This window comes from Pseudomonas sp. EA_65y_Pfl2_P74 (assembly GCF_963970575.1).
Taxonomy (GTDB): domain Bacteria; phylum Pseudomonadota; class Gammaproteobacteria; order Pseudomonadales; family Pseudomonadaceae; genus Aquipseudomonas; species Aquipseudomonas baetica_A.
In genome coordinates, this window is sequence record NZ_CAXAOQ010000039.1 from 1 (window position 1) to 23,537 (window position 23,537).

General features: G+C 59.1%; 21 protein-coding genes and 1 pseudogene. 14 read left to right on the forward strand and 8 right to left on the reverse strand.

Annotation, left to right across the window (positions count from 1 at the left end; all coding sequences use genetic code 11):
* Positions 1 to 124: 124 nt before the first annotated feature.
* From AACY18_RS25185 to AACY18_RS25235, 11 genes and pseudogenes are all read left to right on the forward strand, one after another.
* Positions 125 to 472, forward strand: a pseudogene (locus AACY18_RS25185) (lysozyme inhibitor LprI family protein); the annotation flags it as partial.
* A 138-nt stretch (positions 473 to 610) separates the two neighbouring features.
* The gene (locus tag AACY18_RS25190; protein ID WP_221730918.1) at positions 611 to 2,005 is read left to right on the forward strand and encodes a TIGR01777 family oxidoreductase; all 1,395 of its coding nucleotides are present in this window, start codon (positions 611 to 613) and stop codon (positions 2,003 to 2,005) included.
* A gap of 9 nt (positions 2,006 to 2,014) precedes the next feature.
* Positions 2,015 to 4,465, forward strand: coding sequence for an alpha/beta hydrolase (locus AACY18_RS25195; protein WP_339466447.1), 2,451 nt, complete (start codon positions 2,015 to 2,017; stop codon positions 4,463 to 4,465).
* A complete protein-coding gene (locus AACY18_RS25200; RefSeq protein ID WP_339466448.1) occupies positions 4,462 to 4,971 on the forward strand; it encodes a hypothetical protein in 510 nt (169 codons plus the stop codon). The genes AACY18_RS25195 and AACY18_RS25200 overlap by 4 nt, the downstream gene beginning before the upstream one ends.
* 86 nt (positions 4,972 to 5,057) lie before the next feature.
* The gene (locus tag AACY18_RS25205; protein ID WP_339466450.1) at positions 5,058 to 5,513 is read left to right on the forward strand and encodes a hypothetical protein; all 456 of its coding nucleotides are present in this window, start codon (positions 5,058 to 5,060) and stop codon (positions 5,511 to 5,513) included.
* 4 nt (positions 5,514 to 5,517) lie between these two features.
* Positions 5,518 to 6,384, forward strand: a complete 867-nt coding sequence (locus tag AACY18_RS25210) for a tetratricopeptide repeat protein (RefSeq protein ID WP_339466451.1) — start codon at positions 5,518 to 5,520, stop codon at positions 6,382 to 6,384.
* The gene (locus tag AACY18_RS25215) at positions 6,381 to 7,142 is read left to right on the forward strand and encodes a lysozyme inhibitor LprI family protein (RefSeq protein WP_339466452.1); all 762 of its coding nucleotides are present in this window, start codon (positions 6,381 to 6,383) and stop codon (positions 7,140 to 7,142) included. The genes AACY18_RS25210 and AACY18_RS25215 overlap by 4 nt, the downstream gene beginning before the upstream one ends.
* The gene (locus AACY18_RS25220; RefSeq protein ID WP_339466453.1) at positions 7,139 to 8,161 is read left to right on the forward strand and encodes a hypothetical protein; all 1,023 of its coding nucleotides are present in this window, start codon (positions 7,139 to 7,141) and stop codon (positions 8,159 to 8,161) included. Before AACY18_RS25215 ends, AACY18_RS25220 begins: the two co-directional genes overlap by 4 nt.
* Before the next feature lie 154 nt (positions 8,162 to 8,315).
* A complete protein-coding gene (locus AACY18_RS25225) occupies positions 8,316 to 9,335 on the forward strand; it encodes a hypothetical protein (RefSeq protein WP_339466454.1) in 1,020 nt (339 codons plus the stop codon).
* A gap of 279 nt (positions 9,336 to 9,614) precedes the next feature.
* Positions 9,615 to 10,148, forward strand: coding sequence for an N-acetyltransferase (locus AACY18_RS25230; RefSeq protein WP_339466455.1), 534 nt, complete (start codon positions 9,615 to 9,617; stop codon positions 10,146 to 10,148).
* Positions 10,149 to 10,185: 37 nt separating this feature from the next.
* Positions 10,186 to 10,347, forward strand: coding sequence for a hypothetical protein (locus AACY18_RS25235; RefSeq protein ID WP_221730912.1), 162 nt, complete (start codon positions 10,186 to 10,188; stop codon positions 10,345 to 10,347).
* A 114-nt stretch (positions 10,348 to 10,461) separates the two neighbouring features.
* Here AACY18_RS25235 and AACY18_RS25240 read toward each other — a convergent pair whose 3' ends face one another.
* Entirely contained in the window at positions 10,462 to 10,833 is a 372-nt protein-coding gene (locus tag AACY18_RS25240; RefSeq protein WP_339466456.1) for a DUF6124 family protein, read from the reverse strand.
* 584 nt (positions 10,834 to 11,417) lie between these two features.
* Between AACY18_RS25240 and AACY18_RS25245 the strand changes: the two genes are divergently transcribed.
* The gene (locus tag AACY18_RS25245; RefSeq protein WP_339433801.1) at positions 11,418 to 11,801 is read left to right on the forward strand and encodes a helicase; all 384 of its coding nucleotides are present in this window, start codon (positions 11,418 to 11,420) and stop codon (positions 11,799 to 11,801) included.
* Positions 11,802 to 11,993: 192 nt separating this feature from the next.
* Positions 11,994 to 14,609, forward strand: coding sequence for a hypothetical protein (locus AACY18_RS25250; RefSeq protein ID WP_339466457.1), 2,616 nt, complete (start codon positions 11,994 to 11,996; stop codon positions 14,607 to 14,609).
* A 64-nt stretch (positions 14,610 to 14,673) separates the two neighbouring features.
* On the opposite strand, the gene AACY18_RS25255 is transcribed toward AACY18_RS25250, so the two are convergent.
* From AACY18_RS25255 to exbB, 6 genes are all read right to left on the reverse strand, one after another.
* Positions 14,674 to 16,074, reverse strand: coding sequence for an aminoacyl-tRNA deacylase and HDOD domain-containing protein (locus AACY18_RS25255; RefSeq protein ID WP_339433799.1), 1,401 nt, complete (start codon positions 16,072 to 16,074; stop codon positions 14,674 to 14,676).
* 79 nt (positions 16,075 to 16,153) lie between these two features.
* Positions 16,154 to 18,229, reverse strand: coding sequence for an ATP-dependent DNA helicase RecG (gene recG, locus AACY18_RS25260; protein WP_339466459.1), 2,076 nt, complete (start codon positions 18,227 to 18,229; stop codon positions 16,154 to 16,156).
* A 9-nt stretch (positions 18,230 to 18,238) separates the two neighbouring features.
* Positions 18,239 to 19,168: a hydrogen peroxide-inducible genes activator gene (locus AACY18_RS25265; protein WP_339433797.1), complete on the reverse strand. Its 930-nt coding sequence runs from the start codon at positions 19,166 to 19,168 to the stop codon at positions 18,239 to 18,241.
* Between the two features lie 267 nt (positions 19,169 to 19,435).
* Complete coding sequence (locus tag AACY18_RS25270; RefSeq protein ID WP_339433796.1) at positions 19,436 to 20,182, reverse strand: energy transducer TonB family protein; 747 nt, start codon at positions 20,180 to 20,182, stop codon at positions 19,436 to 19,438.
* Complete coding sequence (gene exbD, locus AACY18_RS25275; protein WP_339433795.1) at positions 20,179 to 20,607, reverse strand: TonB system transport protein ExbD; 429 nt, start codon at positions 20,605 to 20,607, stop codon at positions 20,179 to 20,181. The genes AACY18_RS25270 and exbD overlap by 4 nt, the downstream gene beginning before the upstream one ends.
* Positions 20,608 to 20,613: 6 nt before the next feature.
* Positions 20,614 to 21,567 carry a tonB-system energizer ExbB gene (gene exbB, locus AACY18_RS25280; RefSeq protein ID WP_339433794.1) on the reverse strand — a complete coding sequence of 318 codons (954 nt, stop codon included), beginning with the start codon at positions 21,565 to 21,567 and terminating at the stop codon, positions 20,614 to 20,616.
* A 188-nt stretch (positions 21,568 to 21,755) separates the two neighbouring features.
* Here exbB and AACY18_RS25285 point away from each other — a divergent pair, with 188 nt between their 5' ends.
* Positions 21,756 to 22,613, forward strand: a complete 858-nt coding sequence (locus tag AACY18_RS25285; RefSeq protein WP_339433793.1) for an SDR family oxidoreductase — start codon at positions 21,756 to 21,758, stop codon at positions 22,611 to 22,613.
* Positions 22,614 to 22,754: 141 nt separating this feature from the next.
* Here the strand turns inward: AACY18_RS25285 and AACY18_RS25290 are convergent, their stop codons facing one another.
* Complete coding sequence (locus tag AACY18_RS25290; protein WP_339433792.1) at positions 22,755 to 23,495, reverse strand: hypothetical protein; 741 nt, start codon at positions 23,493 to 23,495, stop codon at positions 22,755 to 22,757.
* Between the last annotated feature and the right edge of the window lie 42 nt (positions 23,496 to 23,537).

Sequence of the window (23,537 nt, forward strand, 5' to 3'; positions counted from 1 at the left end):
ACATCGTTGGGTTTTACAACAACGAACGACTGCACTCGAAACTGGGATATCTGCCACCGACCGTTTACGAACGGGCGATGGCGTCAAAATCACCTATCGAGGTGTCCGGAATTAGTTGACCACTACACCTAAGGTTGAGGCGCTGTTCAAAGCAGCCTCGAAAATACCGAGTGGCGCGTTGGCCTATGCCACGTTTCTTTGTTCAGGAAACTCCACTGACTATAACGGCCCTTGCCTCCATCCCGAGCAGGCAAAAGAGCAGGTTATTCGTGCTATTTCCATGGGCTCTGCTGATGCGATGAATTATCTGGCCTCGACCTTTGAAGGTGGCGAGTTTGGAACGAAGGATATGTCCCGGGCGTTAGCCTGTTATCAGATGGCGGCTGACAAAGGTAATCAGTTGGGCATCTTCAACGTGGGACGATTGGGATCGTCAGGCGCAGCACCGATCAAGGCCAGTCACTGCATTTGAAATGCCAGGTCATGTTTGATGCGTTTTCGCAGTCGTTGAGTCTGAATCCGTCCGGTAAAACGTTTAGTTTTTGAGCATCTGACGACCGCGATTTTCCTTTAAACTCCCCACCCCCAAGGAATGCGCTCAGGACACGGAATGCCAGCCCCCTCGATCTCCCTTCGCCCCGCGTTAGTGCTCTGGCTATACGCCGCCGCAATTGTGCACATTCTCGCCGGTCTGACCCTGACCTGGGCCGGTCACTCCGGTTTACTCGACGGCTATTTGCACACCCTCGAACGCGCATTCTGGGGCGCTGAAGCGGTGCCCGCGGCCGGCCACGAACAGCAGGTCTGGTGGCTCGCGCTGTTCGGCGCGACGCTGCAAAGCTATTCGCTGTACATGCTCGCGCTGGTGCACATCGGCAATCGTTCGAAAGCGCCGAGTGTGTGGGGCTGGTTGATCGCTGGTGTCCTGTTGTGGGCACCGCAGGACATGTGGCTGTCAGCGCAACAACAGGTCTGGTCGCACCTGTGGCTCGACGGTTTTGCGCTGCTGATGCTGTTGCCGCCGCTGGTCTGGCTGTATCGCCATGACTGCCGGAAATCCCCTCGAGTAAAACCTCAGAGTACGTCCAATCCGTTTGCCGGCAGCGCCTACAAGCGCGTGCTGATCACTGGTGGCACAGGGTTTATCGGTGAAGCCTTAGTCAACCAACTGCTCGACGCCGGCCACTCCGTCAGCGTACTGACACGCGATCCATTGAACGCGGCCAATCTATTCAACGGCCGCGTCCGCTGCGTACATTCGCTCAGCGAACTCAGCCACGACGAAGCCTTCGACGTAGTGATCAATCTCGCCGGCGCCCCCGTCGCCGGCCCGCGCTGGACTCCCAAACGTCAGGCGCAACTGCTCGCCAGCCGAGTCGGTACAACCGAAGCACTGATGACCTGGTTGAAGAACACCAAGCAAAAACCAACGCTGTGGATTCAAGCCTCGGCCATCGGTTTCTACGGCGTGCGCGATGCCAGCGAAAGTCTCGATGAACACGCCAGCAAGGGCGCCGGTTTCATGGCCGAACTCTGCGCGCGGTGGGAAGCGGCGGCGCAACCGGCGACGGAATTTGGCGTGCGTCAGGTGGTGCTGCGCCTCGGCGTAGTGTTCGGTCCCGGCGGTGCGTTGTTGCCGTTGCTGCTGCCGTTCCGCCTGGGCTTCGGCGGTCGCATGGGCGATGGTCGGCAGATCATGAGTTGGGTGCACCGCGACGATGTGATTCAGGTGATCGCTCGATCCTTTCACGATGAAAATTTGCGCGGCACCTACAACATGGTCGCGCCTGAAACGGTCAGTCAGGCAGCGTTCGCCGAGAACGTCGGCAAGGTCCTCAAGCGCCCGGTGTGGTTCCACATTCCAGCCGCGCCAGTGCGAGTGTTGGCCGGGGAAATGGCTCAGTTGTTCTTCGACGGTCAGCGCGTGGTGCCGCAGCGTTTGACCGAGGCCGGCTACACATTCCGCTATCCAACCCTCGACGCCGCTCTGCGCGATCTGACCTGAGGATCGCCCATGAGCAAGCCGTTGATGTACCTGCTGGCCGGCAATGGCAGCGCCGCCGATTGGTGGGATGACGCGTTGCCGCACTTTCAGCGCTACGACGTGGTGCCGCTGGAATTGCCGGGCTTCGGCGCCAATCCGCAGCCACCCTGTGAGGATCTTGCCGACTACGCGCAGACCTTGCTGGCGATGACGCAGCAGGGCAGTGCGATCATGGCCGTCGGGGTCAACGCGTTGCTGGTGCTGCATGCGCTGCAACGTCGGCCCGGGCACTTTTCTCGCAGTGTGTTGCTGGCGCCGGTGGGCGCCTTTTTGTGGCAGCGCCGATTGCCGGCGTTGATGTCGCCGCTGCCGATCCGCAAGTCCATTCACTGGCTGCTGTCGAACAAACCCACGCTGTTCGCGCGCAAGTTCTCCAACCAGACCTGGACGCCCGCGCAGTATCAGCGCATGGGCGCCGGTTATGCGCGCTGCCGTGCGTTTGTGCCGCACTGGGATCTGATCCGTGCCGACACCGCGCTGCCCTTGCTGGAGTGGATCACCGACCCGGTCGAACTGGTCTGGGGCGATCAGGACAAGGTACTGGGCATCGAACAAGCGGCGGCATGGTCGGCGATTCTTGCGCGCGCAGATCTGACCATCAGCCTGAAACCCGGTTGGGGCCATTACCCGTGGATCGACGCACCCGCGCAGTTTGCGCAGTGGCTGGAGTCGGGCGAGCGCGGGTTTGTTGCGCACACCAAGGGCGGGCGTTTGCGCTTGGCTGAACTGGCCCGGCAACCGGTGCCGGCGGCGCTGACGCTCAGCGACTGCACCGATCCGCGTCTGCCTGCGTTTCTCGCCGCCCAACCCGACGTGACCTGGGCGGTGCGCTCCTCCAGTTATGGCGAGGATCATGCCGATTCGGCGAATGCCGGGTTGAGCACCACCTATCTGCGCGAGCCGACCGCCAACGTGCCTAAACGCATCGCCGAACTGACGGCCGAAGGCGTCGAGGAAGTGGTGGTGCAGCGCTTCGTCACCCCGGTAGTGTCCGGGATCGCCTTCGTGCGACATCTCTCGGTAGAGCTGGAGTGGGTTGAAGGCCATCTCGAATCGCTGGCCGACGGTCATGTCAGCCCTTCGCGGGCAACGCTTTCGCGGGTTGGCGATGCCTGGCGAAGCGGCGCGTTCACGCCATCCCACGGCTTGACCGAAGAGCGGCTATGGCAATTTCTGCAAGACGTGCTGCGGGTATTTCACTACGTACCAGGCGACGTCGAATGGGCCTGGGACGGCGGGCAACTGTGGCTGCTGCAATACCGACCGATCAGCGACTACGGCTGGCGCCGGCACCTCACCGCCGCCAACATCGCCGAGATCCTGCCGCCGCAACCGAGCGTCTTTGTGGAGTACGCCCAGCGCCGGGCAGCGGCAAGTATTCCGGCGATCATGGCGCGTTGGGATGCGCGAGTGTTGCAGGACAACGAGCCGTTCACCGCCGTGTTCGGCGGCGCGTCTTACATCAACAACGACCTGTTCCTCGCCCGACTGGCCGACTGGGGCATCAGTGCCGCTAACTATGCCGGTGAAGTTGGCGGGGCGACTCCGCATCTGCCGTGGCAACCGCTGAAAATGCTGCGTTCGTTGCCGCTGTTTTTGCGCATGCAACGCAGGGCTCGTGGGCATTTGCTGAATCTTGAAAATGGTTTGCAGCGCTTCGATCGGGAACTGGCCGAACTCGTCGCCCAAGCTGCCGATGGCCAACAACTGGCGGACTGGTTCACCCGGTTTTACGTGTTCGTGGTGCAAGGCAATCTGTGCATCGCCACGGCGCTGGCTAGCAGTGGCGGTGACGCGCTGGGCCGCCCGCCGACCGCTTACGACAACCTTGAAAACAGTCCGCATCGATTGCCGTGGGAGACCGATCCGGCCACGCCTCGACCGGCGGCGACTGAGCTGCCGTTACAGGCATTCCCGCAATGGTCAGGGCTGATCCGCCTCGCGCATTCAACCGGCCTGCCGGGCCTGCGTGGTTACTACCTGCAAGTGCGCGAGTGGTATCGCGACAACCTGATGCGCATCTTCTTTCGTCTGCACCACGCAATGCCGTTGGCGGACCGCGAGCACTGGTTTGCGCCGCATCCCGACGTTCGCACCCGAGACGGCAGCTTCTGGCAGGACGGTCGCGAAGGTGCGGAACAGGCCACCGGGTTCATGATTTATCCGGGGCAGGTGCAAGGCATTCTCGGCGCCGACATTCTGCTCGAAGACTCCCTCGATCCGGGGCGACATGCGCATTACCAAACCGCGCGGGCGGTTATTGCCCGCATGGGTGGGCGCTTGTCGCATGGCTCGACGTTGTTGCGGGAGTTGCGCAAGCCGTCGGCGGTAATGCCGCAGGTTGATCCGGCGTGGGTGGGGTGTGAGGTGGTGTATCGGGATGGGGAATTGGAATTGATGAATTCGAAGGATATGAAGTGAAGCGACTGCTTTTGTTAATGATGAGCTGGCTGCCAATGTCGGGCATGGCGACGGAACTGTGCAACGAGAGTAGCGATACCAAGAACTATCTCTCGCAATGGGTGAAAAGCGCAGATCGAAAAATTGACGTGCATTCGTCGTTCTACGACAACCGGTTTTCTTTGGAAGAGGGCAAGGTCGTGTACCAAGGCGACCTTAATGGTGACGGCCAGGACGACTTCATTTTTCTCTCATATTCAAGTCACGGCTCGGCAGGCGACATGACGTATGCCTTCCTGATCCAGTGCCGTGGTTATTTGAAACACACGGGCGGCGATTACTTCGCCGGGGTCAAGGTTCTGGACGGCCCGCCCAAGAACGGCGGCGATGTCAAAGACATCGAGATCTACTCCTACATCCGGGATAAGCGTGACCAGATTCGCTACAAGGGCAAGGTAGCGATGACCCGGCCACACCTGTGGCAATTCAACCCGCAGACACAGCTTTATGAAGGGCAGTCTGAGTAAACCCTTGGTTCCTACTGCATTTACGGAGTTACTACGTGAAAGGATTTTCGGCTCTTCTCGGCAGCTTGATATTGGCTGTCACATCCATGGCATTCGCCGCCGACCCCGACTTCAAGGATTACACCGTCACCCCGGTATTCACCGGCCCCCATCATGAGCTGGTGCCGCAAGAAAACAGTAACCCGGTGATGGATCAGGCACGGCTGCAAGCCCTGAAAGGCAAGGTCAACTTCGCCGGCCATTACATCCTGCACAGGCTCGGCTGTGGCGGCAGCGCCATTTGCGGCGAAGTGCTGGACGCCCAGACCGGTGAAGTGGTTGGCGGTCTGCCGAATGCTTACGACGGCAGCACGTTCGGCATGGTTTACCACCCCGTGAGCCGCTTGATCATCGTGTCGGGCATCACGCTCGACGGCGAAGAAGATGCCCAGGGGAATGCGTTGGAAAGCAGTAACCGGGATCGTTACTACGAGTTTGTTAACAATGAGTTTCGGCTGCTGAGCATGACCGACGTGGAATCGTCGCCGATGGATGAGGAGTGAGAGGATGAACTGTCTTCTCGCGAGCAGCCTTTCGCTGTTGCTCTTGCTTCCAGCGTTTGCCGCTGCCACCGACAGTAACTTTGCAGAAGATCCGCCAATTGTCGGCATCGACGTGCACACGGTTACGTTTCGAGCGAAAAAATGGACGATGCCCGGCGTTGAGTCGGCGACCGCATGGTTCACCGCAAACGGTAAAACCTTCCCGCTCTTCGGCGCCGACATTGGCGCCGATGGGCACTCCAATATGCTCAGTCCTGACAAGAAAACTCTGCTGCTCGATCCAGTGATCTTCGGCATGTTGTCGCTCGAAAACGGTGAGGAAAAACTGGAGTCGCAACAGCATTGCGTTGTGATCTCCATGGAGACCGGTTGCGTGCTGGCTGATCGTTGGGCCACTTATTGTGTCGGCCAGTGGAAGGGCAATCAGTGGGTTTCCGCAGACGGCGATGTGCTTACTCCTACTCTGGAGACGAAGTCCCCAAAGAACTTGCTGAAATATGTCTCAAGTATCGAGCCGGTGCAGTCTCGCGCAGAGTCCATCGAGTCGAGCCTGAACTTTCTAAGTCCAGAGTCCTACATGGCGTGTCATCCCCCGGCGCAAAATGTTCAAGTCTACAACGACCTCGGCTTTTATCTGGCCGAGGGCGGTAGAGATGAGCTGGCGCTGAAGTTTTATCGAGGCGTTGAGGCGGTCGGTGAACGCACAGTGCTGATGCTGAACATGGCGGATTCACTGTGGCGATTGAACAAGAAAGACGAAGCACAGCGCTATTACCGCGACTACGGCGAAGCGATGACTGCCGCTGGCAAGGCACAGAGAGTTCCGCAACGTGTCTTTGAGCGATCGAAGCTTCAGGGAATGAAAAATTGAACAGGTTTGCCCGTTTTATCGTGTTGGCCCTTGGGCTGATGTCCGCTTCAATTGCGTTCGCTGAGGATACTTGCAAGGTCATTACCGTGAGTTGGCAATACCTTGAATGCGTTGAAGCCGACCGTAAAGCGGCCGACGCAAAACTAAATGCCAGCTACAAAAAACTCATGGCGCGCTTCGCTTCTCAGCGAGAGGAAGAACCTGCACAGGCTGAGGCGTTTATGGCAATCGCCAAAGATTCACAACGTGCCTGGCTCAAGTTGCGCGACACCACATGCTTGCTGGAGGCCACAGAAGTGGAACCCGGCTCACAGGCGCAGTCCTTGATGATCAGTCAGTGTGTCGCCCGGATAAGTCTGGAGCGTGCCGGTTATCTGGACGCGATCGCATCCGATCGACCGAGTGATGTGACTAATATCAGTCAAGTGTCTGGATCTGCCTCTCAACGCTTCGGCGATGTCGTGGCTCGCTACGTCAATACCTTTGGCAATCCTTGCCTGACTGTTCAGATTCTCGCGCCTGACGGTAACTGGAGAGTGCTGTCGTCCAGGCAGTTTTGCACTTTCGATGGCAAGAGATTCTGGAGCGACTATGCCGACGCAGGTTTTGAGGATCATGCGTTTGCCGAGGATGGGTTACACGTAACGCTCAGCCTGACGGAGCTTCGTGCACCCGGAGAGAAGCGCCTCGAATGTGTAATTCCGATTCAGAACGCGCAAATCCAAGAGCTGAAATGCGGCGCACCTGAGTCGACATGACAATGAACTATGGAAGGAAAATGGAATTGGGCAGGTTTTCAGGTTTTCTCTGTGCCATTGGACTCATGGCCGGTTTGTCGGCTCAATTGGCATTGGCGGGCGATCCACAAACCATCGGTGAGTTGCATCCGCCGGTGGTGGCGTCTTTGGGCGGTCAACAGATCACGGTGCTCTTTCTGAAGAACAACCTGAAAGAACAAGCGACCGGAGTTCACGTTCCCACCGCCGAGATTTTCTATTCAGCCTTGAACGCAGCCAAACCCACGCTGAACTATGTGTGGAAGGTGGAAGGCGAGCAGATAGCCTCGGTGTTCTTCTTCGAGCACAAATCCCCCGCGCGCGCCGGAAAGTCGATGTTTGTTCTGACAAAGAACAAAATCTCGCACAGCCATTTCGAAGGTGATTCCTACTCGGTGCTGGAATTGCCGCTCTTCAAGGATGGTGATCAATTGTCTATGCAGTTCTTTCGAGGTGACCCGCCAGAACCCGAATTCCAGAACTGCCGAGACGGTCTGGATCTGGAGGACGACATAGAAGTCGAATGTGCTTACAAGGATGCGGCGAGCATTAAGCAGCGTCTGGCAGACTTGGATGCAAAGATGATTGCGGGTTTAAAACTGGATCAGGGCAGCCGTCAGGAGCCACTCAAAATCGAGGGTGATACGGCCAATGTCGCTTGCCCCTCCACCGACTTTTCAGCGTTCCTCGCAGCCTTCTCCGAGCGCGCCGATGTGCAGAAATCCTTCCTCCAACAGCCACTGAAAATGGTCACGACTGTGGCCGGCGATCCTGAGCCTGAGATGGAAAAGCGCAGCCTCAGTGGTGATGAACTCAAGTTTCCAATCATCTTGGATCAGGCCAAACGAGAAGTCCAAGGCCTGACATTGACCGTCAAGGAAGAGCGGGGAGATCACGCCGTCGCCATCTTGCAAAAGCCGGATACCGACTATGTCTTCGAGTATCGGTTTGTCCGTGGGCAATGCTGGCGGTTGGAAGAAGTGATGGACTACTCGCTTTAAAACGCAGAGAACTGGGCACAAGAAAGAAGTCTGTTCAATCAGACCCGTAAATCATGAGCAGGGAAGTAAGTTGAAAAGATTAGGCTTGGTCGCGTTATTGCTGTGTTCTTTCTCTGTGGCAGCGGGGCCGATGTTTCCGTCCCTCAAGTCGTGCATGGACGCCGGCAGCGACTGCGCGTTCGCGTTGAAAGACAATTTTCTGGTGGACGCACAATCCGGGCAACGTCTCTCCGAGGAGGGAGAGTCGGCCGGAGCGATGAGTAGTTTCTGGTTGTATCGAGATGGTGACCGCTACATCCTGGAGAACGAAAATTACTCCCGGGCGAAGTCGCGTCGTTGGCTGGTGTTTACCTATCACAGCGGCAAGGTCGTACTCGACGGCGCCTATATCTTCTCGATAGACATTAATCCGGAGACCGGTCCCTACTGGCATGGCTACGACTGTCGAGGTGATGCCAAGACGTTCGCAGTGCCAACGAAAGAGCCATTCAGTGATGTGGCTTTGGAGGCACTGTGCGGGGAGGCCGAAGGCTGGGTTGTCTCGGGTCGGGACACCGAAGTGCCGGTATCTGCCAAGGGGCTGGCCGTCAGTGTTCCCGTTTACCACGCCCGCAACCGGGATGGTTCAGCGACGTACCTGTTTACTGAAAGCGATGTTCCGGACCTTTCGAAACTGGTGTGTTTGTCCAATTGCGCCGATGTCACTCAAACACCGGAGCGTGTCTCGCGAGAAACAGCGCCATTGAAGGGCGGGCAGGACGAGACGTTGTGTTCGGATGACGAATCCATTTACTTCAGTTGCCCGTTGCAGGGCGGCAAGACGGTTTCCATTTGTGCGCAAGGAAACAACAAGCCCACGGCCGGTTCTGTTCAGTACCGTTATGGCGTACCGGGAAAAATAGAAATGGTCTATCCGAAGACTGCCTCGCCGCCCAAGGGCAAATTCTTCGTCGTGGATGCGTCGGAAGGCAGCGTGAACCTGAACATCATCAAGTTCAAAAGCGGTGCTTATACCTACCTCGTTAATCAGGCGTTTGTGAGTTATCTCTCAGTACTCAAGGACGACAAGGTTGTGTTCCGACAGTCTTGTAATGCTGGTGGTGATGCATACATCCACCGCGCAGCGATTTTCGGATTGGAGGCACGTCCAAAAAGTGCAGAGGACTTTCGCTAACCGTTGTTGAGGATCAGGAAAGGGGACTTAACGTCCCCTCTTTTCATCCGCAAATTTCGCTACGACTTGGCTGCGCCGCTCCGCACTCCGACGTGGTCGAGCGTCCCTTCCGAAGTCAGTCTCATCCCGTCCTGCCGATGAGCGATTGCGTAAGTGGCTGAGGTTAGAGGGCCGCGAATTGCTCGGGCCAGATAATCAATGTCAGGGTATTTCTGTTGATATTCACAAGCTTTCAAATGCCGATATTCTCATGACCTTTAAAGTTGCCAGTGATTGTCCATGTCCAGAAATCGAGGGAACGGGTATCGCTACCAGATCTGGCGATCTGAAGCGCGTAAGGCAGCGGAAGATCTGGCGCGCGGGAACCAGAACCTAATAATCAGAGGTATTGATACAACGCAAATTCGATATGAGCCCATTACTCCCGTTGCCATCGAAGCCGCCGATCTTTGGGGAGATGAGGTTACCTTGTACCCGTGGCACGATGTGCATCAATGGAAGCAAACAGACACCCGTGGTTTTGACGTCTCGATTTGGTTCGACCAAGAATTGTGTGGGCTGTGTTATGCGTCGCCTCGCAAGAGCAAGCTGTGCATCAAGATTGTGATTCTGGAGGGTAAGCCGGATAGATCTCATCCGTTGCGGGGCGCAGTGGCCGCTTTGGCATTAACCGCGATTGAAAACTACGCGATCTTAATAGGCTGTACGGAAATTGAAGTTCAAGAACCAGCAGCCGGTGCTATACCGATGTATGAGAGTCTAGGGTTTGCCTTTGATCCGACGGGCCGGCTTGTTATTGGGGTTGAGCAGTAATACCATCCAGTCAAATTTAGAGACCCGAGAGGTTTCCATGAAAAAGTCCAAACATGAACCCAAGCCTATGATGGCTGCCCGGTTCCAGGCTGAAGCTCGTGAAGCTTTGGCCAAGCGTTCCGGTAAGCGCAGCCGCTTTCTGGATGTTGCTCTGTCCAACGGCTGTGATTTCGAGCCTGTCGGTCGACTGGCCGGTTGAAGGTTTTGGATTCTCAAAAAAGCTGCCCTGATTGGCAGCTTTTTTGTGTCTGGATTTTTGCAGGCAATTGCAGAAAGGGGACTTAACGTCCCCTTTCTGCATCCGCAAATCGCTTCACGGCTTGGTCGGCGTACAGCGCACTTCAATGTGGTCGAGCATGCCTTCGACCATCAATCTCACGCCGTCCGACATTCTGCTCAGTGCCAGCGCGACTGAGCGGCGTGAGCCTTCGAGGTCGTCGGCCAGGTCGGCGGAGATGACGCTGATGGACAGTAGGTCTTCCGAGGCGTTGGCCATGAGGGCTTCGGCGTCGGTTCCGGGGGAGAGGCTGAAGAGGCCGCCCTGGCGTTTTGGTCGTGGTTCGACGGCGGGTTTGAAATGGTGATCGAGGGCGCGCTCGGCGGCTTCGTGGAATTTCTTTGATTCCAGAGATTCGTAGGGCGAAACGTCTGGGTTTTCTGGGGGATTGGGTGTTGGTTTGATCATTCGGTCTTACTCCAGTTTAAGGAGCCGACACCGTTTCGCTCGCACTTCGAAAGGGGTGGCAGCTGTGCATAGGTGTGCAAGACCGGTGGAGTAACCCGGCAGACCCGAAGGCCTCCCATACACAGCCGCCATAACGATCCGCGAGCATAGGAAAACGCTCGGCGAATTGCCATAACCAATGTGTACTCCAACCGGACTTGCACGTCCGTATCGCCAATCTGCGGCGACACACAGAGCCTATCGATAGCCAGCCAACTCGCCTAGTTCACGCACAGCACCGCACTTTGCAGGAAATTTCCCATAGATTCGCGGGGCGGAAGATCAAAAGATCGCAGGCTTCGCCGGCTCCTACAGGGATGTGTTTCAACAGGTGTAGGAAAGGTGAGTGGTGGGACGCAGAGCGTCTCGGGATGCATTCCCACGCGGAGCGTGGGAACAATCAGTCGGCGAGCGCTGAATCGTGACTTGGCGGTCATCGTGCTGGAATTGGTCAGCATCCTCTTCCAACAGCGTCAGATACTGGCGTTATCGTCCGAATCCCTTACACTGCCCCGGCCGTTCATTTTCCTTTTGAGGCTGTGCGCATGAAATTTCGTTTTCTTCTGTGGATGCTGGGTCTGTTGATGGGTAAGGCCAGTCGGACAAATCCTGCGTTCCAGCAGCAGTTGGGTGACAAGGAATTGGTGTTTCAGCTACAGACCCTGGACGGGAAAGTGGCGCGGCATTTCGTGGTGAAGGATCAGCGGATCACCAGCAAGTCTGGCGTGGTGGCGGAGCCGGCGTTTGCGATTGCATTTAAAGATGCCGGTTATGGCTTTGCGACGATGCAGGCAAAGAACAAGCAGTTGGCCTTTATGCAGGGCATTCAGGACAAGTCGATCCAGCTCAAAGGTAACCCGGCACTGGTGATGTGGTTCCAAGGGTTGATGAAGTATTTGAAACCAAGAAAGGCGAAGGCTAAAGCTTAGGAAGTCGCTGGCTAGAACACACCCATGCAAGCGCACTGAATAACGGTGCGCTTGTCTTGTAAGGCCATCATTGTGGCTCGCAAAGACGGCCGGACTGTCATTTCTATCAGGTGTTTCGTGCACAGTCGCGATGTTCTACTCAAGTTCCAGTTCCGGCATTAAGGGACTTAACTGACTTGATGGAGCAAGCTCATGACGCAGACACACAGTATTTCGATCCCTGGGTCTCTCGATCCGACGTTTGCTCAGGATGGTGTGTTGACCTTACCGATACCTGGTATCGCGGGCGACGAAGCGGCGGCGGTCCTGGCGCTCCCCGATGCAAAATTACTCGTTGCGATACCTTTAACGGGAGCGAATGCCCCGGTTGCCATTGCGATGCTGAATGACGACGGTTCGCTGGACGAAACCTTTGGTCCCGCGCGCAGAGGTTTTGTTGAAATAGCGTTGGAAGGTGCTCGGATCAGCTATGTATCCGGTCTCGATGCGCTTGAGGATGATGGTTGGCTGATACACCTTCAATATTCCTCGACTACCTCCAATGACGTTGGCCTTGCACTGGTCCGCCTGAAAAATACCGGTGAACTGAACGACGCGTTCGGCACCAACGGCATGCGGTTTATCTCCCATTACGGCAATCCCCATCCCGCTAGCGTGCCGCGTGAGGCAAGTCACCCGAACACCGGATCCTCACAGACTGCCCACGTGCCGTCACGATCAACGGCCCGGCAGGTGGATGGCAAAATCGTCCTGCTCCATTTAGTGTTTTTTGATGATGCACCACTGCCAGCGGGTGTTGTGATTCGTCTGCTAGCGGATGGCTCACTCGATCAATCATTCAACGGTTCGGGCTATGTGGTTGTGGATGTCGCCACATCGAATAACGTCTACGGCATCGCCATTCAAGCCGATGGCAAGGTGCTGGTCTGCGGTTCATACCAGGACGGATCGGGAGGTCGTGGAGTTTTTCTGGCGCGTCTGGACGCCAGTGGCGCGCCGGACAGTCAATTCAACAACGGTGTGGCCGTGTTGATGCCCGATGATGAAGGCGAGAGTTTTCTGCAATCGATTTCGGTACGTGAAGGCGATGGCAGGATTATCGTCGCGGGCCAAGCCCAGCGTGGTGGTCTCGACGGTGGGTTGATCGCTGCATTCACGACCAGCGGCGCGGCCAACCTTGTGTTCAATGGTGGCAAGCCGCTGTTTTCGCCGTTACTAAAAGGGTTGGCGTGGACGCATACCTCGCAGGTGGGTGGTTCGATCGCTGTTGTCGGTCAGGGTGAATCAGCCATGGTGACGGCGCGTTTCCTTGCTGATGGAAAACCGGATACGGCTTTCAACGGTACGGGTCATGCGTTGTTTGAAGACAGCGCAGGGGCTGCCTTTGCGCGAGGTGTCACCGTTATGACGGAAGGCCGGATCGTGGTGTGTATCGAGCTCTCCGTCCATTCTGATCTTCCCAACGTCCCTGGGCGTTTCGTGCGCTATGTGGCGGGCACGCCATCCTTGAATAACGATCCGACCTTCGGCGACGGTGGCATCCTCAGATTTCCATTCCCCGGATTCTCGGGATATGACGTCAGGGCGCTGCTGGCGCTGCCGCAAAACAAATTGCTGGTTGCCGTTCGCCTTTCAACGCCCGGTGCACCTACGCGGATCGTTCGTCTGCTTGAAGACGGTGCTCTCGACTCAGCTTTCGGTGGAGACGGCTCCGGCTACGTCGAGATCAGGCTGAAAGAAAATTTTTACATGAGACGGATTCTCGGGTTTACACCGCTGAGCGATGGCGGCTGGCTGGTTCGTGCTCAGTACACGGAAGAGGGCGCGAATAACTCGACGGGCCTGGTGCTGGTCAGACAGCGCGAGGACGGGCAACTGCAGACGTCTTTCGGGGAACAAGGTGTGCTCTATCTTTCCTACGCGAAGATGGGCGGCGGCGGATATACCGGGGTGGTGCAAGCGTCTGCCAGCGGTGCCCCAGGGGCTGGCGCAGCAGGGATGGTCGCTCAACAACAACTGGACGAAAAAATCGTCGTGGTCAGTAACGTTGAGGATGCTTCCGGCCGGACAAAAGGTATCGTTCTGAGGTTCGAGCCGAATGGCTCACCCGATACGACCTTCAACGGCACGGGCTTTGCGTTCGTAGAGCTTGCAGATATTTCGTCTTTGGACATCGTTGCGCAAGCGGCGGCAACCCAGGCTGACGGCGCCGTGGTGATCTGCGGCAATTATTTTGCGGTGAGTGCGCATGGCGCCTTCGTTACTCGTTTCGACGCTACGGGTAAGGTTGACACAGGTTTTGGAATCAAAGGCGCGGTGGACGTGCCCCACGATCAATGGATAAGCCTGGACGTTGCGGCAATCGTCGACGACAAGATTGTTGTGGCCGGCGGTGCGGCGGTGGAGGGCGTCTCTCAGGGCTTGATTGCGGTGCTCAATCTCAGCGGCTCCTACAATCGGGTGTTCAATGATGGTCAACCACTGATTTCGTCACCTGTGTCCCAAGGCGTCAGATGGTTGCATTGCGTGCCGCGTACGGACGGTTCAGTCATCGTTTGCGGTAACAGTGGCACTGGCGCGCTTGATGAGAATCTCAGCGCGGTCACCGCACGCTTTCTGGCGGATGGTTCTCCAGACTCCTCTTTCTTTGGTACAGGATTTACCGTTTTCAATGAAAGCGCGGGTTTCGAATACCCCCACGGCATGGCGGTAATGGACGATGGGCGCATCGTGGTGGGCGGAGTGTATTTCACCGACTCTGGGTACGATAAAGGCTGGGTGATCCGTTACCTGGACAAGTCGGCTTAAGCCGCAGGTTGGCCCATCGCGGGCAAGCGTCGCTCCAACTGGAGGTCGCTTGCCCGCTTTGCATTCAGGCTTGGCTGAACTGCGAGGCCAGTTCGCGCAGCAGCACTTCGGCTTCGAGGACTTTGCTGACGACGTCGTTGGCTTTGTCGCGAGTCAGGCCCACACGTTCAAGCAACGCATCCGGAATATCTTCATCCGGGCCGGAGCCAATCCCACGGCTGCGCAGCAGGCGCACGGCCAGGCAAACGAGGTTCGGGTATTCGGCGTAGGCACCGTCATAGCTTGGGTCGTGCTGGAAGCGCAGGGCGGTGGCCAGCTCATCGGGCATGTCCCAGTAGCGCATCAGCCACGAGCCGATCTGTTCGCGGCTGATACCGAGCAGGTGTTGCTCGATGTAGCTGTGGCACAGGTGCGGGTTGACCTCCAGGTGACGGCAGATCAGCGAGAAGTGCGGCGGAAAGACGTGGGCCAGCAGCAGGTAACCGAAGTTGTGCAGCAGGCCGGCCAGATAGGTCAGGCCGGCTTCCGGGCGCTGGGCGCGCGGCATGGCGCGGGTCAGGCCTTCGATGACGGCGGCGGTGTAGATCGATTGCTGCCAGTACGGCGTGGTGTGTTGCGGGTGGTCTTTGGGCAGGCTCAGGGTCTTGCCGAGGGCCAGGCCCAGCGCCAGGTTGATCACCAGATCGAACCCGAGCACGCGAACGATCGCGTCTTCCACCGAGCGAATCTTGCCCGGCGAGGCGTAGTACGGCGACGCCGCCCAGCTCACCACTTGCGCGGCCAGCGCCGGGTCGGTTTCAACCACGCCGGTGATGTCGTCGATGGTGGCGTTGGGGTCGACGCGCAGTTTGATGATTTTTTGTGCGGTTTCGGCCAGCGGTGGAATCTCGATGGTCGCTTCCAGACGCTGCTGGATGCGTCGCGCGGTGAACGCTTGCACGGCCTGGGTGATTTCCTCGCGGTCATCGTCCGGGCGGTCGAGGTTGGGGCGGATGCTGCTCAGGGCTTCGCCGAAATTGGCGGCGCTGGCCTTGGTCAGCATGGTCTTGAAGGCTTCGCTGGTGATTTCCAGCAGCAGGCCCGGCTCGCCGGAGTTGATCAGCAGCTTCGGCTCACGCAGCAGGCTTTCTTCGTAGAGGCACGGCGAACTGGTCAGCGCCGGCAGGCCTGGCAGCAGGCTCAGACTGTGTTTGCCGAGCATCTTTTCCAGGCGCTCGGTGGACACGGCAGTCAGGCGCCGGCCAGTCAGTTCGGCGAGGCGATTGAGATCCAGCAACTGGCTCTGTGGAAACAGCACCATCAGCGCGCCGACGGTGTCGTCCAGCAACACGGCTTGTACCTTGCGCGATGCATTGAGGCCGTGGTGGTCGAGCACTTCTTCGTAGGCGATGCCCAGCTTGCCTAGCAGCAGCCGAATGACAGACGGCGCGTGCGGGGGTTCGGGGGCGAGAGCGGCTTCGGTCATGGTCTGTATCCGTTTTTGAAACAATGGCAGGAGTATAACCAGCTTGATCAGAACGATCTGTCAGAAACTGCGACGGTGCTCACACTTGGCCGTATTGCTGCCCGTGGCGCAGCCAGCGGTCGAGCAATGGGCTGACGTGAGTCGGCCAGCGTTCCAGCAAGGCTTGTGCGGCGTCGCGCACGGCAGGCAGCAGGTCGGCGTCGCGCATCAGGTCGGCGACCTTGAATTGCAGCAGGCCGGTTTGGCGGGTGCCGAGCATTTCGCCGGGGCCGCGCAGTTCGAGGTCTTTTTCGGCGATGACGAAACCGTCGTTGGTCTCGCGCATGATGCCCAGGCGCTGGCGACCGATCTGTGACAGCGGCGGATGATAGAGCAGCACGCAATGGCTGACGGCGCTGCCTCGGCCAACGCGGCCGCGCAACTGGTGGAGCTGCGCAAGGCCCAGGCGCTCGGGGTTTTCGATGATCATCAGGCTGGCGTTGGGCACGTCGACGCCGACTTCGATCACCGTGGTGGCGACCAGCAGTTGCAGGTTGCCGGCCTTGAATTCAGCCATGACGGCGGCTTTCTCGGCGGGTTTCATGCGCCCGTGAATCAGCCCGACTTTCAGTTCGCCGAGGGCAAGAGTGAGGTCTTCAAACGTGGTCTCGGCGGCCTGACAGGTCAGTTCTTCCGACTCTTCAATCAGCGTGCACACCCAGTAGGCCTGACGCCCTTCGGCGCAAGCGCCGCGAACCCGTTCGATGACTTCGACGCGGCGGGTGTCGGTGACCAGCACGGTGTTGACCGGGGTGCGCCCCGGCGGCAGTTCATCGAGGATCGAAGTGTCGAGGTCGGCGTAGGCGCTCATTGCCAGCGTCCGGGGAATCGGTGTGGCGGTCATGATCAGTTGGTGCGGGCACATGCGCCCGCCGACGCCTTTTTGCCGCAGCGCCAGCCGTTGCTGCACGCCGAATCGGTGCTGTTCGTCGATGATCACCAGCGCGAGGTTCTTGAACTGCACTTCGTCCTGGAACAGCGCGTGAGTGCCGACCACCATCGGCGCGCCGCTGGCGATCTGCTCCAGCGCGGCGACGCGGTTTTTGCCTTTGAGCTTGCCGGCCAGCCATGCGACGTCGATGCCCAACGGTTCGAGCCAGCGCTTGAAGGTGATGAAGTGTTGCTCGGCGAGGATCTCGGTCGGCGCCATCAGTGCGACTTGATAACCGGCCTCCAGTGCTTGCAACGCGGCGAGGGCGGCGACCACGGTTTTACCGGCGCCTACGTCGCCCTGAATCAGCCGCAGCATCGGTTCGTGCTGACTGAGGTCGTAGGCGATTTCGTTGCCCACCCGTTGCTGGGCGCCGGTCGGGCTGAAGCCGAGGTTGGCCAGGTATTTCGGTGGCAGTTTTTTCGCTTTCGGCATCGCTGGCGCGCGCAGGGAGCGCATGCTTTCGCGCAGACGTTGCTGTGACAGTTGATGGGTCAGCAGTTCTTCGAAGGCCAGACGATGCTGGGCCCAGTGATGACCGAGGGCGAGTTCGTCGACGTCGGCATCGGCGGGCGGGTTGTGCAGGTAGCGGATCGCATCGGCCAACGGTGCCAGTTGATAGTCGCGAGCGAGTTCGGTCGGCAGCCAGTCGGGCAGGGTGCTGGGCTTGAGCAGGGTCAGGGTCTGCATGCACAACTGGCGCAGGCGCGCTTGGGTCAGGCCTTCGGTGAGCGGGTAGACCGGGGTCAGGGTTTCATCCACCGGCGGCGGTTCGTCACCGGTGATGGCGCGGTATTCCGGGTGGTAGATTTCCAGTCCTGACGCACCGGGCCGGGCTTCGCCGTAGCAGCGAACCCGCGTGCCGCGCTTGAGGCCTTCTTTCTGTGCGTTGCTGAAATGGTAGAAGCGCAGGCTGAGACCGCCGGTGCCGTCCTGCAGACGCACGACAAGGCTGCGCCGGCGACCCATGACCACATCGGCGCCGCTGACGGTGCCTTCGACCACGGCGTCCTGTCCCGGCCGCAACGCGCCGATCGGCACCACACGGGTGCGATCCTGATAGCGCAGCGGCAGGTGAAACAGCACGTCCTGAAGATTCTCCAGGCCGACCTTGGCCAGTTTCTCGGCCATGGCTTCGCCGACACCCTTGAGTGCCGTCACCGACACTTGCGACAGCTCCGTCATGACGCTCGCTTAACCGGCGGTGACCGGTGCCGCTGGCTTGGCCACCGAGCACAGGCGAATGGAGTCGGCGAGGATCTCGATGGCTTTGGGCCGCGGGAAGCTCGCGCGCCAGGCAATGGCCACTGTGCGGAACGGCACCGGCGCCGACAGCGGCCGCACTTCGATCACGCCCGGGGCGTAGTGGTGGCTGTCGACTGCCGACAGCGGCAGGATCGAGATGCCCAGCCCCGACGCGACCATGTGGCGAATGGTTTCCAGCGAGCTGGATTCGACCGTGGTGTGCTTGGCGCCATCGTTGCCCTTGGTCAGGGTCGGGCAGGCCTCAAGCACCTGGTCGCGGAAGCAGTGGCCTTCGCCGAGCAGCAGCAGGCTCTTGTCGTTGAGCAGGCCGGCGTCGATGGTTTCTTTTTGCGTCCACGGGTGCTGGGCTGGCATCAAGACGTAGAACGGCTCGTCGTAGAGTTGCAGGGTCAGCACGTCGGCTTCGTTGAACGGCAGGGCGATGATGATCGCGTCGAGCTCGCCGTTGCGCAGTTTGTCGCGCAGCACGTGGGTGAAGTTTTCTTCGATGTACAACGGCATCTGCGGGGCGACCCGGTGCAGTTGTGGAATCAGGTGCGGGAACAGGTACGGCCCGACGGTATAGATCGCGCCGACTTTCAGCGGCGCGGTCAGCTGGTTCTTGCCGGCCTGGGCCAGTTCGCGAATGCCTTGGGCCTGCTCAAGGACTTTCTGCGCCTGGGCGACGATGCCTTCGCCGACCGGGGTCAGGCGCACGGCGCTTTTGCTGCGCTCGAAAATCAGCACACCGAGTTCGTCTTCAAGCTTTTTCACGCCCACCGAAAGGGTCGGCTGGCTGACGTGGCAACGCTCGGCCGCGTGGCCGAAGTGCTGCTCTTGGGCGAGGGTAACGATGTAGCGTAATTCTGTGAGGGTCATAGCAAGCGTCCATGAAGATGCGGGCCAAGCATACCGGCTGCGATCGATAGACGCACGTTATCAGACTGAGGGCGGCGTGCGACACCGGGCAATGTGGGGTTTGCCGCGGGCAGATAGGCAAAAGGCACCTTTGGGTGCCTTTGTTTCGGATCCAGGGGGCGACGCATAACCCTTGTGGGAGCGGGCTTGCTCGCGAATACGGTGTGTCAGATAGGTTTATATCGACTGACACGACGCCTTCGCGAGCAAGCTTGCTCGCGCACTGGATCAGCGACGTTTCTCAAGCGAGTACACAAACGGCGCGACAATTTCGATCGAGCCATTGGTCAACATGTCGGCCGGTGGCTTGGGCAACGGTTGGGCGCGGCGGATCATTTCCAGGGTGGCCCGGTCCAGATCGGCGTTGCCGGAACGGCCCACCAGTTCGAACGACAGCACGTTGCCTTCGCCATCGACCACAAAACGCAGACGGTTGGTCCCGGTCTTGTTTCGTGCCCGGGCGCTGTCCGGGTACTTTTTGTACTTGGCCAAATGCGCGAGCAGAGAGCTTTGCCAACTGGCCTTGGCGGCCATTTGCGCGGGCGACGGGCCCGGAGCCGGCTGGGCGGATTTCTCCGTCGGTGCGGGGGGCGGTGGCGTGTCGGCCGGTTTTTCCTCGGAGGGCTTTTCCTTGGGTGGATCGGGCAGCTTCTTCTCGACCGGCTTCGGCGGTTTAGGCTTTGGCTTCGGTTTGGGCTTTTGCACCGCAATTTCGGCTTTTGGCGCTTCAGCCAGTTTCGGAATCGGCAACTCTTCAACCGGAGCCGGTGGCGGCGGCGGTGTGACGACTTTCGGCGGAGCCGGCGGTGGCGGGGCCGGGAGCGGTGCCAGCTCGACCATCATTGCCTGCGGTGGCAATTCGATGGGCGGGCGGGCCGTCCAGTTCAGTGCCAGCGCGATGGCCAGCGCATGAACGCCCAGCACCACGGCGAGGCTGGCGCCGTAACGCGTCAGCTTATGGCGCGTCGTGATCATTTCTTGACTGCACTCTCGAGGCCGACCAGACCCACCTTCAGGTAGCCGGCGGCGCGCAGGTTATCCATCACGCTCATCAGGTCACCGTAATCCACGCCTTTGTCAGCCTGGAAGAAGATGGTGGTGTCTTTTTTGCCTTTGGTCCGGGCGTCGAGAGTGGCGCCGAGGGATTCGGGCGTCACTTCGTCTTCGCCGAGGAACAGGCGCTGGTCAGCTTTTACGCTGAGGAACACCGGTTTCTCGGGCCGCGGCGCCGGTTTGGCAGTCGAGACAGGCAGGTCGACTTTGATGTCCACGGTGGCCAGCGGGGCAGCCACCATGAAGATGATCAACAGCACCAGCATCACGTCGATGAACGGCGTGACGTTGATTTCGTGGTTCTCGGCCAGATCGTCGTCTGCGCCTTCTTTCAAATGCAGGCCCATGGCCGATTACCCCACTTTCACCATGTGCGGTTGCGAGCTGCGCTCAGGCTGGTGATCGAGGTCACGGCTGACCAGCAGCAGCACCTGAGCCGACGCATCGGACACCTGCGCCTTGTAACCGGCGATGGAGCGGGCGAACACGTTATAGATGACGACCGCTGGAATCGCGGCAACCAGACCCAATGCGGTGGCCAGCAGTGCTTCAGCGATACCGGGTGCCACGACGGCGAGGTTGGTGGTCTGGGTTTTGGCGATGCCAATGAAGGAGTTCATGATGCCCCACACGGTACCGAACAGGCCGACGAACGGCGCGGTGGAACCGATCGTTGCGAGGACGCCGGTGCCGCTGCTCATGTTGCGACCACAGGCTGCAACCAGACGTTCGAGACGGAAGCTGACGCGTTCCTTGATGCCTTCTTTCTCGCGGCTGTTGACCGACAGGCGCATCTCTTCGAGTGCGTCGTGAACCAGCAGATTGGCGAGGGTGCCTTCCTTCGCCGCAGTGGCGCTGGCTTCTTTAAGGGTGGCGGATTTTTTCAGTTGAGCGATTTCACCACGCAGACGACGCTTGGCGCCCATCAGCTCAAAGCCTTTGGCGATCCAGATGGTCCAGGTGATGATCGAGGCGATGGCCAGACCGATCATCACGATTTTCACGATAATGTCGGCGTTCTGGTACATGCCCCATGGCGACAGGTCGTGGGCCATGCCCAGGGAGTTGTCGGCTTCGAGGACTTCAGGCGCTTCGGCCGGTGTGGCGTCGAGGGCTTGAGCAGGAGCAGTCGCGTCAGGTGCGGCAGCCGCGGGCGCAGTCTGCTCGGTGGCGGCTGGGGTCGCTGGCGCTTGTGTGTCGGCGAAAGCGGCAGTCGGTGCCAGCATCAGGCTGAGCAGCAGAGCTGCAACCGCCCTCCAGGCGCGAGGTCGGATGGTTGGCGAAGCGGGGATTTGATTACGTGTCATGCTGGCCGGACCTGAGATAGAAAAACGTTGTTGCTCTTCCAGGCCTCGTGAGGCCGAGAACAAAAGTGGCGTGCATTATTGCAATTAATTCTTGTTAACAAAAGTAATAGAGTAACTTTTTTTCCTTGATGGCTAGCCGCTTGTCCCGTGCCACGGCTAGTCTGTCCCTTTCCGATGGGAGTTTTTTGATGTCCGCGCCTTCTGTTTTGATTGCCGGTTGTGGTGATGTCGGCAGTCGTCTTGCCTCGCAACTGTTGACCGCAGGGTGGGAGGTTCATGGTCTGCGCCGTGATGTCTCGCGTTTGCCGGACGGTGTGATCGGTGTTGCCGGCGACTTGTTCAATGAAGACTGCCCGGCGACCTGGCCAGTAGGCGCTGTGGATTACCTGGTGTATTGCGCGGCAGCCACTGCTCACGACGAGGCCGGTTATCGCGCGGCGTACGTGCAGGGCTTGCAGAACGTGCTGAGCTGGCTGGACGACTACGGGCAGGTGCCCGAGCGGCTGATATTCGTATCCAGCAGCAGTGTTTATGGGCAGCAAGGTGGCGAATGGGTCGACGAAAACTGCGAGACAATCGCTGCGGGTTATTCAGGTCGGTTGATGCTGGAGGCCGAACAGGTGGCACTCAACAGTGGCATCCCGGCGAGCGTCTTGCGCTTGACCGGCATCTATGGACCGGGCCGTGAATGGCTGCTGACCCAAGTGCGGCGCGGTTATCGTGTGGCCGTCGAGCCGCCGCTGTATGGCAATCGCATTCATGCCGATGATGCGGCGGGGTTGCTGGCGTTTTTGCTGGAGGCGGATCGCCGTGGTGTGGCGCTGGATCCTGTCTACATCGGTGTCGATGATGCGCCGGCGCCGCTGGCCGAAGTGGTGGGCTGGTTGCGCGAGTATCTGGGGGTTACCGAATGGGCGGAGGATGCCAGCGTGCGGCGCACGGGCAGCAAGCGTTGCAGCAATGCCCGGGCGAAAGCGTTGGGCTGGACGCCAAAGTATTCAACTTATCGCGAAGGCTACGCAGCGATCCTTGAAGGTAAATGCTGACCCCCAGACACCCCTGAAAACAACTGTGGGAGCGGGCTTGCTCGCGAAGAGGGAGTGTCAGGCAACTTTAATGTCGACTGATCCACCGCTTTGGCGAGCAAGCCCGCTCCCACAGGTTTATGTGCTGTTCTCAGCGCGTGCTTACTGCTTCTCGAGCAACCACTTGCGCTCACCCGGGGTGAACTGCGGTTGTTCGTCCGCCAGGGCGGTATTCACCGCTTGGAGGATCTCCAGCTCATTACCCTTGCGCACGAATAGCCAGTTGTTGCCTTGGCCATTGTGTTGCAGCCACATGCTGTCGTTGCCATTGCTCATCGACGCGCAGTCACCTGCCAGGCACAAGGCGTAGCGGTCGGCGCCAGGCAGGCCCGAGACCTGGCCGTCAGCCTGGAACTGCACCGTGCTGCCTTCGCCCTGGCCACTGACGATTTTCCAGCTGCCGCCCATGTAGGCTGAGTACAGCGCACGTTCGAAGCTGGCACCGATCGGCGCGCCTTCCGGCACGGGAATCTGTGCGCGGTCGAAAACCTGTTCCGGTTCGTTTTCGCTCGCGGCCTGCTCCAGTTGGCTGCCGTCGCGTTTCAGCTCACTGGCGGAGCTGCCATAGAAGTCGACTTTCCAGGCGCCGGACTGTTCGCCCAGCAGCCGTCCTTCGACATTCTCAAAACCGTTGGTGTAGCGGGCCTGACTGGCCTTGGTGTTGACGTCCCATTCCAGGTTCGGGCCGTAAGCCTGAAGCGCTTCGCGCAGGGGGCCGCCCTTGGCTGCGGCATCGATCGCCACCTGATTGATCCAGGTACCGCTGATGTCACGGTCGGCAGGGTTGCTGGCGCAGCCGCCGAGGAGGATGGCGAGCAGCGAGAGAGCTAGCGCTTTGCGCATGGTGGAATCCTTTCAAAACCTTTTCTTGCTGAGCAGTCGGCG